Below are 12,873 nucleotides of genomic sequence, written 5' to 3'. Positions count from 1 at the left end.
AGTATAAAAAGAAATCATTATGACTTTTGTTCTTTAAAATGACAATACGCTCTCTCTGCTAACTTTCTCCGCTCCTCTGGTAGTTTGCTATATTTTATAATCATTTCTACCATTTGTTCATAAGGAGAAAAAACGATTCCTGGCCATTCTTTTTCATCTTCTGGATTACTCGATTCAGAAATAATAAACTTTTGATTCGCAACAGCATGAGAAATTCGCGGCGTTTCAAGAATGCCAGTTAAATGGAAATGAATATTTAAAATGATCTTTGCTCGTGCCATTAGTTCGTTTCTAGGAATTCCCCATACATTGCTCTGAAAAACGATATGCAAGTTCGGTGCAAGCTCTTGAAGCTGTTCAAAAATCGCTTGACGCCGCTCATTCATAGCACCAATAAACAGAACATCAATATCTTCTGAAATTACGTGAGGAAATGCCTCTTTTTTCATTTCTAATGTTGGGGCATAATTCATCTTCACATGCTTTATTTCTTTTCCTAATCCTTTCTGTTTCAACCATTCTATATTTTGACAACTATAATCCCACACTTCTCTATCCTTTAATATTGTAAGGTATGCCGCATTTACATAAGGACTCTCATCATATAATTGTTCTAAATTATATACAATTGCGCGATCTGGTATAGAAATGGGGCGATAAGCAAATAAATGAGCACCGAAAAGAACGGCCTGTTTTGCTTGGTCCAATAACGTTTCTGATATAATCACTTCTTTTCCTTGTTGTTCTAATTTCCATTTTAAAGCGCGTGCAACGTCTATAAAACTCCCATATGTGTACGGCCATATATAGAAACAATAATCATATTCTTTATTTAAAAATGATTCAATTGCTTTTGCATTATTTTCATACAACTCCACATTCGGATACTTCCTTACCATCTCATCCGCATATTTTTTTGCAACTTTATATAAACCAGCATAGTATGCTGCCACGCATCTTTTTAATTCTATACTTGGTCTATCCGCCTCCTGTATATCCATTTCTAAAATAAGATTTGCAACAACAAAAGCTTTCAAATGATCGTGATCGTAGTAATAATCCAACAGTGGAATTAACTCCTCATGCGTATTTCCATACACAGATGTACCGAGGTCAATAGCCCATCTTATTAGCTCCATAATCCCTCCACCTCCCCTTTCACATATAAATTTTTTAATAGAACTTTTTATTATTCTCAACCGCCTTTGCGATGTGTACCGGTAATTCTTCGATTTTCGATTCAAGAAACTTTTGTGCTTTTCTACCGATATGTTTCTTACTTTCAATATAATAAGCACAAATCGAAATTTCATAGTCAAATAAATAATCATACACATGATAATCTACAAATAGAAGATCTTCTTTTGGAAACGGGATTTCTTTTCCTTGTAATGCATACATTAAACCTAGATGATTTTTCGATCTCGCTCTATATAATCTTGCCAACTGATATAATGACTCTGCCCTACTTGGCCTATATTCCCAAGCATTTTGAAAATACGTAACCGCCAGAGAAAGAAATTCTTCTTCTTTTTGAATGAAACTCTCCAATTTCTGCTCACTATTTCCTGCCTTACTTCTTAACTGCTCTTGTTTTATTGCTAACTGCTCATAGCAAACTCCAATTCGTAATAATGAATAAAATACTTCTTCTCCCCATCCCCCAGCCTCAACCCTTTTTTTGTACCATTTAATAGCTTCCACAAATTCTCCTAAATGGTAATAGGTTTGAGCTAAATAAAATAAATACCTAATTTTCAATTCTAGTGTCGTTTCTTGATCTTTTATTCCCTCCAATAATAATCGTTTATCTCTTTCAAATTTATCACTCTTACTTCCGCCATCTCCTTGATCATTTACAACAAGGCCATCTAATCTTCCCACTTCTTGTTGATAATCCGCCCCTACTTTTGAACAATCTACATCCCAATATTCATGCGTAACCCCAACAGATTTCCAAGAAAGAGAGGCTTTTAATAATCTAGTAAGCCAATATTTAATATGAATATCGTACTGCATTGTCAAATAATGATCTTTCGTTAAACTACTTTTATCAAAATTTGCTGTCTCTTCTAAAACCATATCCGCATCAAGCACTAATAAATAATCTGATTCCGGATATGTTTTTTGCGCTAACGATACTGCCAGCGTACGATTATAGCCAAAATTTCGAAACGGTTCATGGTGAACTTTCCCAGGTATCTCATTGTCTTTACACCATTGTTCTATTATTTCAGGCGTATGATCGGTAGACCCCGTATCACAAATCGACACAAAATCAATAACTGGTTTTGCGGAATTTAAACAGCGTTCAATGATTTTCGATTCATTTTTAACAATCATACAAAGACAAATTTTTTTCTCTTCTTGTTGCTGTCTATTATTCACCTTACCACCTCCACTTTTTCTAAATAAATCCCTCTATGTATAACTTGCATTATAAACACTCCTACTTTACGTATTCTTTTACTATTTATGAAAACATTATTTTATTTATTCTGATTTTCATCCTACTGACTCCGCCTTAACTTAAATGAGAGCTGAACTGATCGTAACAGCCCAATTGGTGAAGCCCCCACTGATTAAAGTTTTCCTTGATCTTCTTCCCCATTTTTTCGGTTCAGTCTACAAGGAGTAAAACAAAAAGAAACTTGCACATTTGCACAAGTTTCTTCTCCCAAATAATGAATCATTTTTTTACAACAGCATGTCCGCCAAATTGATTGCGAAGCGCTGAAACAACTTTTCCGTGGAATGTATCATCTTCTTGAGAACGGTAACGCATAAACAATGACATCGCAATGACTGGAGCGGCCGCTTGTAATTCAAGGGCTGTTTCGACTGTCCATTTTCCTTCTCCTGAAGAGTTCATTACCCCTTTAATTCCAGCCAATTTAGGATCATCCGCAAACGCTTTTTCTGTTAAATCCATTAACCAACCACGAATAACGGATCCGTTCGCCCATACTTTTGCCACATCTTCATAATTATAATCAAAATCACTTTTCTCTAAAACTTCAAACCCTTCAGCAATTGCTTGCATCATTCCATATTCAATACCATTATGAACCATTTTTAAGAAATGACCACTTCCAACACGTCCTGCATAAGAATAGCCATTTTCTACTGCTAAATCTTTGAATAAAGGCTCTAATTGATCAAAGATTTCCTTTTTTCCACCAACCATTAAGCACGCCCCATAGCGCGCACCTTCTACACCGCCTGATGTTCCAATATCTACATAATGGAGTCCTAATCTTTCTGCTTCTTCAGCACGGCGTAACGTATCTTTATAGAAGGAATTTCCGCCTTCAATAACAATATCTCCTTTATCTAATAATGGATAAAGCTCATGTAATACCGAATCCACAATTTCTCCAGCCGGTACCATTACCCAAATGATACGAGGTGCTTCCAGCTTTTCCACTAGTTCCTTTAATGTATGGCGAGCAGCAATCCCAAGCTGTCCTGCTTTTTCTACAAGCTCTTGATTCACATCATAAACGACTACTTCGTGTCCATCTTCATGTAAATGTTCCGCTAATGGGAAACCCATTTTTCCTAATCCGATTAAACCTAGTTTCATATTCATCTAACTCCCATTCTATATTATAAGATTTAATAACGAAATAAGTCCAAGTGCTACAACTGACAGAATTGTTTCCATCGCTGTCCATGTTAATAGCGTTTCTTTTACCGTCATTCCGAAGTATTCTTTAATCATCCAAAAACCAGAATCATTCACATGTGATAAAATGAGTGATCCTGCTCCTGTTGCGAGTGCTAATAATTCTACATTCACTCCTGGCATGCTCGCTGCAATCGGTGCTACAATTCCAGCTGCTGTCATCATTGAGACTGTTGCAGATCCTGTTGCAACTCTAATAAGTGCAGCAATCCCCCATCCTAATAGTATTGGGGAAATATGCGATTCTTTCGCCATATCTGCAATTGTGGTGCCGATGCCTGAGTCTAATAACACTTTATTGAATGCTCCGCCTGCTCCAATAACTAACAGTATGTTCGCAATCGGCCCTAAACAATCATTTGTAAATTGTAATACTTTCTCTTTTGAAAATCCCTTTGCATAGCCGAGACTAAAGAAGGAATAAATCGTTGCTATTAATAACGCAACAACAGGATCTCCAATAAAATGCAATGTCTTTGCCAATTGACTTGTCTTTTCTAAAGCAACTTCCGCTATCGATGCTCCAAGCATAAGTAATACCGGAAGTAAAATTGTAAATAACGTGTTTCCAAAGCTAGGAAGTTCTTTTTTCGTATGCCTTTCATTCAGCTGCTCTGCTACATCTTTTGGAACGTTTTTATGTATACGAGCACCAATCCATTTACCGTAAATCGGGCCTGAAATAACTGCTGTTGGAATCCCAATGATTAACGCATATAATATCGTTTTTCCTACATCCGCTTTAAAAATACCAACTGCAGCCATCGCAGCTGGATGTGGTGGTACTAACCCATGTACAACAGATAGACCTGCCACAAGCGGAATACCAATTGTTATAAGTGAAACACCTGTTTCTAATGCAATTGTAAATACAAGTGGGATTAATAATACAAATCCAACTTGGAAAAATACTGGAATGCCGACTAAAAATGCAACGACCATCATTGCCCAATGAACGCGCTTTGTTCCAAAACGTTCTATAAGGGTATTCGCAATTCTTTCGGCACCCCCAGACTCGGCCATCATCTTCCCAAGCATTGTTCCTAAAGCTAAAACAATCGCTAAAAAGCCTAACGTATTACCAAGTCCTAATTTAATAGAATCAATAATCCCCATTTCTTTTGACGACGTTGCAATCAAAGGCATCCCCATGGCTAGCCCAACTCCGATTGCAGTTAAAATTAAAGCGACAAACGGATGCCATTTTGCTACTGTAATCAGTAATAGTAATATGACAACAGCCGCTAGTACAATCCCAACTACCATTTCTCCCAATCCCCCTACTGTTTACGTTGGAAAGTAGCTATACAATCAAACTCTTCTTTCAAACGATTGTAAAGTCGTTCATACATATAGAACATCTCTAAATATAAAGCCGTATTTTCTTTATTTGGTATATGATGATGAACAATTTGAATCCAATCTTTTACCTCTTCTAGTGAATCAATCTTTCCTATCGCATATAAAGATAGCGCGGCTGCTCCCAGTGCAGATGCTTCATGACTTTCAGAAACAAGCAATTCTTTTCCCATCATATCCGATAACATTTGTCGCCAAAATGCTGATTTTGCAAAACCACCTGAAACACGAATTTCAGACAGCGGTCCTGTTTGATCTCGAATGGCAAGTGCTACAGAATAGACACTCATGCACACGCCTTCCATAACAGCACGAATAAAATGCTCACGTTTATGTTGCAAATGAATGCCGAAGAACGTACCTCTTGCATTTGCATTCCAATACGGAGAACGTTCTCCTGATAAAAATGGTAAAAATAATAACCCATCTGCTCCAGCTGGCACACTTTCGGCATATTGAATTAATAAATCGTATGGGTCAATGCCTAATTTCTTGGCGACTTCCTGTTCTGGACTACCAAATTCATCACGTAACCACCTTAATAAAATGCCACCATTATTCGTCGGACCGCCAATTACCCACTGTTTGTCTGTCAACGCGTAACAAAACGTTCTCCCTTTCTCATCGGTATTGATGTTTGGGGAAATGGTTCGAACAGCACCGCTCGTTCCGATTGTAATGGCTGCTTCTCCCGGAGATATTGCGCCAACACCGACATTGGCAAGAACACCATCACTTGCTCCAATAACAACTGGCGTATTTTCAGAAATCCCCATCTTCTGAGCTAGCTTCGCATTCATGCCCGATAGAATATAAGTAGTTGGTACAGGTGTTGATAACTGTTCAGGTGATAGCTCTAGCATTTGTAATACATCTACATCCCAGTCTAATGTTTCTAGATTCAATAGACCTGTAGCTGATGCAATGGAATAATCAACAACATATTGTGCAAATAATTGATAAATCACATACTCTTTTATAGAAATGAATTTATAAGCTCTCGCATATAAATCCGGTTCTTCCTCTTTCATCCACAATAATTTTGAAAGTGGCGACATCGGATGAATAGGTGTACCTGTTCTACGATAAATTTCATGTCCATGCATATGCTGTAATAATTTTTCTGATTGCTTTATACTCCGATTATCTGCCCAAATAATAGATCGTGTTAATGGACTTCCTTGTTTATCTACCGCAATGAGTGCATGCATCGCAGTACTAATCCCGATTGAAGAAATATCGGCCGGCAGCACGTTCCCTTTTTTGATAGCAACGCTTACAGATTGATATACAGCGGCACATATTACATCAGGATCTTGTTCAGCCCATCCCGAATGCGGCTGAATAATTGGATAATCAATTGCATGTGTTGCAACTACTTTCCCTTTTTCCGTAAAAACAACCGCTTTTGTACTTGTGGTACCGATATCAATTCCGATTACTCTCCCCCTTGTTTCCATACAAATCTTCCCTTCATTTCTAGCAAAATATTATTTAGTAACCGTTTACATAAAACAGTATATAAAATATTTTTTCTTAAATCAATATTTAAAAAGAAAATTTTTTTCATTAATAAAAATAAGAAAGAGCAATGTATACAAGTACACTGCTCTTTATATTCGCTTCATTGAAATTGTTTCGCGTATACTTTGCAAATTTTGTAACGTTTCTTCTTGACGCTGCAGCGACAGCCCTACATACAATGTATCTAATAAACTAAGTTGCGCTAATCGTGACGAACTTGCCTCCGTCCGAAATTCAGTTTCGCGTGTTGACGTATATAACGTGATATCCGCCAATTGACTCAATGCAGATTTCTGATAGCTAGTAATCGCAATGATGCATGCTCCTTTTGCTTTCGCTACTTCTAGTGCTTCCAGCAACGCTTTGTTGCTTCCAGAATGAGAAATTGCGATGACAACCGCTTCTTTCGTCAGCAACCCAGCCCCCATAATTTGGAAGTGCGAATCAGTATGAGCAATGCAGGAGATACCCGTTCTCATAAATTTATGATAAGCATCCATTGCGATAATACCTGAGCCACCATTTCCATAAAATTCAATACGTTTTGCTAGCTGCAATATATGTATTGCTTCTTCTAACGCTTCCTCATTTAATAGATGTAAAGTATCTTGTAACCCTGTAATATGCGAATGAAAGACTTTTTTAGCAACAGTTACCATATCATCTTCTGCAGACACTTCTTCGTGAATATTTTGCATAGGTGTATGTACAATTTCACGTGCTAATGTAATTTTCAAATCTTGAAACCCTTGAAATCCAAGATGCTTACATAAACGAAAAATCGTTGCTTCTGAACTATTTGTAATCTCAGCTAATTCCGTAATTGATTTATGTACAACATCTTGTGGATATTTTATTATATGCTCGGCAATACTTCGAAGCTTTGGCGATAAGCCATTTAATGAAGCCTGAATTTTCCCTATACCAACTTTTGTACCAGGCATGTTATATCTTCCCCTTCCATATTAGTTTTATTGTACCTAATTATACGAAGAAGAAAAACCTTTATTTGGTATCTTTATGTATTTTTTAATATCTCTTGTTTTACAGCGTAAAGTGCTACCTGTGTCCGATCTTCCAAGCATTTCACTGTTCGCTCTGTAATATGAAGCTCTACTGCAATTTCTTTATCCCGCTATTTGAGGGCAGTAAGACTCCCACCTCAAGATTCAGAGAGAAGCAAGGAAGATAGGTGGGAGTAGGGCTGCCCGTAACAGCCCGATTGGTGAGGGCTCATAATCAGTGGGGGATGAAGAACCCCCCACTGATTAAAGTTTCACTTTATTCCTTCTCCCTTTCGCAATTTCATAAAGAACTTCTTCTTCTCTTTTTGTTAGCAATGGCAAGCGATTCTGTTTCATCGCTTCCTTTCATACTTCTGCACTTTCCTTCAAAACTTTTAAACGCATTGTTTCCTTTTCTGTATCATCCATTTTTATCACCAAATATCATTATATTATCAAGAGTCTTCTAAACAATACACCAAAAAAAGAAGCTGAATTGCTCAGCTTCTTTATTCTATATCAATAATATTTCTATTTTGTTTCACTTGATTAGATTTTGGTAATTCAATTGTTAACACACCATCTTTACATTTTGCTTTTACATTTTCATTTTCTACACCGTTAAATGTAAAACGACGAATAAATGAACCTGTAGAGCGCTCTTTACGAATATATGTGCCTTGTTCATTTTTTTCTTCTACTTCATGATTTTGAGTCGCTTGAATTGTTAACAGATCGTTTTCAAAGTCAACTTGAATGTTTTCTTTTTGAAATCCTGGTAAATCTGCTTCCACTACATATTTATCAGAATCCTCTTGAACATCTACTTTAAAAGTATTCATGTTCATCGGTTTAAAGAAAGCATCTGTCATCATCTCAAATAAAGAAGGCCCAAATTCTGCAACACCATTTCTACGATTTGTTAATTCCGGAAATAAATCACGCATATTTCATTCCTCCTTATAAGATATGAATGAAAGATTAACTCTTTCTGTCTTTATTATATCAAATAGTCAAAAAAGGTCAAACTATTTGCTTGATTATTTGATTATGTACTTTTTTCCATTTTTTCTTTATTGTACGGTATGTGAAATTTAAGATCTCGCTAAAAAGAATCACGTTTTTGGTAAGATAAAAACTTGAATTATAGACAAGAACAAGACACTACAACATATGAACACAACGGTGTGATAATCGTACCGTAACTCACCAACCTATACGGTCTGTCGCGAGAGTGGTGATGGCACACCACAATTTTGCACGTCAGCGATACCAGAAATGGACTTCGCCTTTGGTAGCAAGAATCCCACTGGCGTTAGCCAGCTTGTCCTTTTAGGGGCGGGAGTGTCAAATGATGTGAAGGTCAATGAAAAAATAAAAAAAATTCCGTCAGAAACGGAATTTTTCACTTCAATCATCCTCTATAACATGTATTACCTTCTCCGTCAGTTACGTTTTAGTTTATGAGTTCTTCCATTTTCTACTCAATGATTTCAGTATGAAAACAAAGTTTCATGTGATTTATCATGGTTTCACCAAGGTCAGTAAATGTTGCGACGCCTCGCTTATGTATTGCTGTTTGAAATCCTTCTGCATCTGCTCCAGCTATTGTCAAAAAGTCACAAATATCCGTACATACTCCAACAGTATGTACTTTTTCAACTTCCAAGTTTTTTAAAGTAGCGGCCAAATCTGTTTTAAAAAACGCATTATAATTTGTTTTTGGGACGTAAATTACATTTTCGTTTCCTTTATTTTCTTGATACCATTCATATAATTCACCGTATAATTGTTGCCCTTCTGTATTCACAATATTATGGGGCGTCCATAATTGAAAATGAGGATCATTAGGCTCGTGCGCATCCATTGTAACAACAACAATATTCTCTTCTTCTAAAAAACGAGTTGCTAATTCTGTAATATACGGTACAATTTGTTGCGCTGGCTTACCAGCAGTTAAAGATCCATTATCCGCTACAAAATCATTACTCATATCTACAATTAATAAAGCTTCTTTCCCCATATCCCTTCAACTCCTACTGTCAAATAGATTTTTATTATGTCTTTTTACTGTTTTTTAAACCTAATGTAAAACCCTATATTGTCTCTTTAACTTTGTCGTCAAACTATGAATGATATATGTATCACGTTCCTACTTACTCTCATCTCGATTTGTTTCATACTAAACAATAGAAAACGTGCTTTTACGACGCCATATGTTGTATTCGACATTTTCAAACAAAATACCTACAAACATGATAACGATTCTAATCATTATGTCTCTTTCATTCTAAATATATTAAAAAAGTACACTACCGTTACAAGTAATGTACTTTTTTAATATATTTTGTTAAGGTGCTGGCTGCGTTTCAAATTTCGCTTGTTTGAAACTTACAACGTTTCCTTTTGGATCATTGTTTTCAAATTGTACTGCTGTAACTGTATGATGCCCAGTCTCTAATGTTGTTTGTTTTAATGCCACTGTTGTCTGCGTTGCATTCGTAACTTGATATTTGTCTGCAAATATATCATCTACGAATACAAACGTTTCTTTATCACTTTGAAAATTAATGAGCTCTACCTCAACTTGTTGTATTAAGGTATCTTTCTTTACAAACACGGTTGGTACATTTCCGTTTTCTGAAGTACCATCTGGTGTAATGACTTTTACTTCCCCTGCTCCCATCTGACTTACCCCTTTAGGAAAAGGAATTAAATTTTCATCACTTGCATTTACAACTTGTTCTTCTTTCACAGACTGCACTTCTTTCCTTTCATTTTGTGCAGTACACCCGATAAGCAATAAAGCAGACAATCCAGCGATTATGAATTTTTTCAAAATCCATTCCCCCTGTCTATTAGTCCTTTTCACTTATTATACAAAAATAATTTTATGTTCTAAAACTCATTTTTAACACTTACGTGAACAAACTTGTTTATTCGCGATTACTATATCATACTTTCTTTTTTAACAGTATTACATTTTTTAAGAAATTTGTGGAAATCCCTCCTTCTATTTCATTTTAACCCATACTATTTAGAAAATATTCATATGAGAAAAAGAAAACAGACATTGATCAAAGCAATGTCTGTTTTTCATATCATCCTTAAAAAATGAATTTTGTAATCTCCTTTACTTCTTTTCGTGCGAGCTTCTTTGGATGATCTTTCGGATATCCTAATGAAATCACCATATTTATTTGTTTTTCTCGCTCTATTTGTAAATACTCTCGTAATTCATTTTGCGCCAACAGCACCGGCCCTGTCATCGGGCACGTGCCTAGCCCTCTTGCATGTGCTGCTAACATTAAGTTTTGTGCTGCTAGGCAGCTACTTTTCATTCCTTCTTCTTCCCATACTGCATCTGGAACAAACGAAATAGGATCAAATATTTTTTCGCGAAATTTAGATTCATACGGTGTTGCTAAACATATAATTAACACCGGTGCATCAGAAAATGCCGTTGCATATGGTCCAAAGGAACGCGTGAGCAGTTTTCCCGCTTTCTCTTGACCGTTCTTTGCAGCTTGATCAGCCAATTTATGTAATGCTTCCCATGTCATATTCTCAATATCTTTAATTTTATCTCGATTCATAATCACAATAAATTCCCATGTTTGAGAGTTTGTATCACTTGGTGCATAACGAGCACAATCAATAATTTCCTCTATGTCCTGAACAGATACTTCTTGTTCTGTAAACTTCCGTATACTTCGTCGGTCATGAACTATTTCTTTAAATGTTTCATAATTCATATCATACTATCCCCTTTTATAGCGTTTTCAAAAGTTATCCTATTCTTTGCATTATATCATGAAAAAAAGCTGGGAGATTATCCAGCTTCTTCTTTCTTGCGATACTTAATTTGTTACCTTTAAAGGGGCAATACTTTCTTCATAAGCGGCTTGTAATTTTTTTGTAATAGGTCCTCTTTCTCCATTTCGAAATTGCTCATTTCCTATTTGAACTACTGGAAATATTTCAAGAGGGGTTGCAGTAAAAAAACATTCATCTGCTTCATAAACTTCCTGCAAAGAAAATTCTCTTTCCTCCACTTCAATACGCAAAAACTTGGCCAAAGAAATCACATGATGACGGGTAATTCCATGTAAAATAAACTGATCGGCAGGATGTGTAATCAATCTATTATTCTTTACGATAAAGAAATTAGAATGGCACCCTTCCGTAACAACTCCATCTCGAACGAGTATCGCTTCTTGATATCCTTGCTCATGAATTTTATTTTTAATCATAATGTTAGGAAGCAGATTTAAAGATTTAATATGGCACAACTTCCAGCGAATATCTTCTTCTACGGTAACTTTTATACCTTCTTCCATAGTTTTAGTTGGTCTTGGGTATGGGACAATGTTTGCAAAATACGTAGCTTGTAAATTCGAGTCGTATACATGATTTCGAGACTGAACACCTCGTGAAATTTGAAGATATACATTTCCATCTTCCTTACATTGATTTTTCTCAATCAACTGTTGAAGTTGCTCGGTAAGTTCTTCTTTTGTAAAAGGGGGAATCAAATGAATTTCTTTCATAGATGTAAAAAATCTTTCCAAATGTAACTCTAGTAAATGTGGCTTTCCGTTATACAATCGAAACACTTCGTAAATTCCATCTCCAAACTGCAATCCTCGCTCTTCTAACTCTATCGTCGGCCTTTCTTGCTTTGTATTTACAATTCTTCCATTAAACAAAATCCACTCTTTATAAGCACCTGTCAATTCCTTCACCTCTTTACAACATATTACTTCTATTGTACACCTACTCCTTTTGAATAGAAATAATTTTCTGATATTTCAATCTATAAAACCGCATACTATAAATGGATTACGGTCTCTAGTCTTCCCTTCAGCACTCTTCCTTTCTTCTATCTACACTAGGAAACAATACACTTTTTTACCATTTTATGTGCATACGAAAACCGCCTTATATATGGCGGTTGTTATCATCTCTGTTTAACCAATTTAAAATAAATATGTAAGACTGATAATGAGTATGGCGTATACAAAATAGACAAAATAAAATGAGGAGCCCAATTCCGCTATATAATAAGCCAAATTTCAAAATAATACTTAACAGCGGTGGAAAATGAATGATATTTTGCAACAAAAGTAAAGTAATCAATAAAACGAAAAAAAACGGAGTATATTGCCATTCGTATGGCTTGCGCTTCATTCGCCTATTTCTTCGAATGAAAAGTTGGCATATTTCTGCAATAAAAAAACAACTCCCTATTAATACAAGACTGGTTGTTATCGACATTCCCCCACCTGCCTTACATTC

The 12,873-nt window shown here is 35.9% G+C and carries 12 protein-coding genes; all 12 read right to left on the bottom strand.

The window, feature by feature from the left end:
* Positions 1–17: 17 nt before the first annotated feature.
* Positions 18–1,139 carry a glycosyltransferase family protein gene (locus MR063_RS07350; RefSeq protein ID WP_242195769.1) on the bottom strand — a complete coding sequence of 374 codons (1,122 nt, stop codon included), beginning with the start codon at positions 1,137–1,139 and terminating at the stop codon, positions 18–20.
* A 34-nt stretch (positions 1,140–1,173) separates the two neighbouring features.
* The gene (locus MR063_RS07345; RefSeq protein WP_242196271.1) at positions 1,174–2,343 is read right to left on the bottom strand and encodes a tetratricopeptide repeat-containing glycosyltransferase; all 1,170 of its coding nucleotides are present in this window, start codon (positions 2,341–2,343) and stop codon (positions 1,174–1,176) included.
* A 346-nt stretch (positions 2,344–2,689) separates the two neighbouring features.
* Positions 2,690–3,586: a phosphogluconate dehydrogenase (NAD(+)-dependent, decarboxylating) gene (gnd, locus tag MR063_RS07340; protein WP_242195766.1), complete on the bottom strand. Its 897-nt coding sequence runs from the start codon at positions 3,584–3,586 to the stop codon at positions 2,690–2,692.
* A gap of 18 nt (positions 3,587–3,604) precedes the next feature.
* A complete protein-coding gene (locus MR063_RS07335) occupies positions 3,605–4,954 on the bottom strand; it encodes a GntP family permease (RefSeq protein ID WP_242195763.1) in 1,350 nt (449 codons plus the stop codon).
* A 14-nt stretch (positions 4,955–4,968) separates the two neighbouring features.
* Entirely contained in the window at positions 4,969–6,507 is a 1,539-nt protein-coding gene (locus tag MR063_RS07330) for a gluconokinase (protein ID WP_242195760.1), read from the bottom strand.
* 153 nt (positions 6,508–6,660) lie between these two features.
* Positions 6,661–7,515 carry a MurR/RpiR family transcriptional regulator gene (locus MR063_RS07325; RefSeq protein WP_242195757.1) on the bottom strand — a complete coding sequence of 285 codons (855 nt, stop codon included), beginning with the start codon at positions 7,513–7,515 and terminating at the stop codon, positions 6,661–6,663.
* A 569-nt stretch (positions 7,516–8,084) separates the two neighbouring features.
* The gene (locus MR063_RS07320; protein WP_242195754.1) at positions 8,085–8,522 is read right to left on the bottom strand and encodes an Hsp20/alpha crystallin family protein; all 438 of its coding nucleotides are present in this window, start codon (positions 8,520–8,522) and stop codon (positions 8,085–8,087) included.
* A 533-nt stretch (positions 8,523–9,055) separates the two neighbouring features.
* Positions 9,056–9,598, bottom strand: a complete 543-nt coding sequence (locus tag MR063_RS07315; RefSeq protein WP_242195751.1) for a cysteine hydrolase family protein — start codon at positions 9,596–9,598, stop codon at positions 9,056–9,058.
* A 327-nt stretch (positions 9,599–9,925) separates the two neighbouring features.
* Entirely contained in the window at positions 9,926–10,414 is a 489-nt protein-coding gene (locus MR063_RS07310; RefSeq protein WP_242195748.1) for a hypothetical protein, read from the bottom strand.
* A 268-nt stretch (positions 10,415–10,682) separates the two neighbouring features.
* The gene (locus tag MR063_RS07305) at positions 10,683–11,330 is read right to left on the bottom strand and encodes a nitroreductase family protein (RefSeq protein ID WP_242195745.1); all 648 of its coding nucleotides are present in this window, start codon (positions 11,328–11,330) and stop codon (positions 10,683–10,685) included.
* 105 nt (positions 11,331–11,435) lie between these two features.
* Positions 11,436–12,311, bottom strand: a complete 876-nt coding sequence (gene dat, locus MR063_RS07300) for a D-amino-acid transaminase (protein WP_242196268.1) — start codon at positions 12,309–12,311, stop codon at positions 11,436–11,438.
* A gap of 205 nt (positions 12,312–12,516) precedes the next feature.
* On the bottom strand, positions 12,517–12,852 hold the full coding sequence (locus MR063_RS07295; RefSeq protein WP_242195742.1) for a hypothetical protein: 336 nt from the start codon (positions 12,850–12,852) through the stop codon (positions 12,517–12,519).
* Positions 12,853–12,873 lie beyond the last annotated feature (21 nt).

It is taken from the genome of Bacillus cereus group sp. BfR-BA-01492 (genome assembly GCF_022662815.1).
In the GTDB taxonomy this organism is placed as follows: domain Bacteria; phylum Bacillota; class Bacilli; order Bacillales; family Bacillaceae_G; genus Bacillus_A; species Bacillus_A cereus_BD.
Note: the sequence above shows the minus strand (reverse complement) of the source record. Positions and strands in the feature narration are given on the sequence as shown.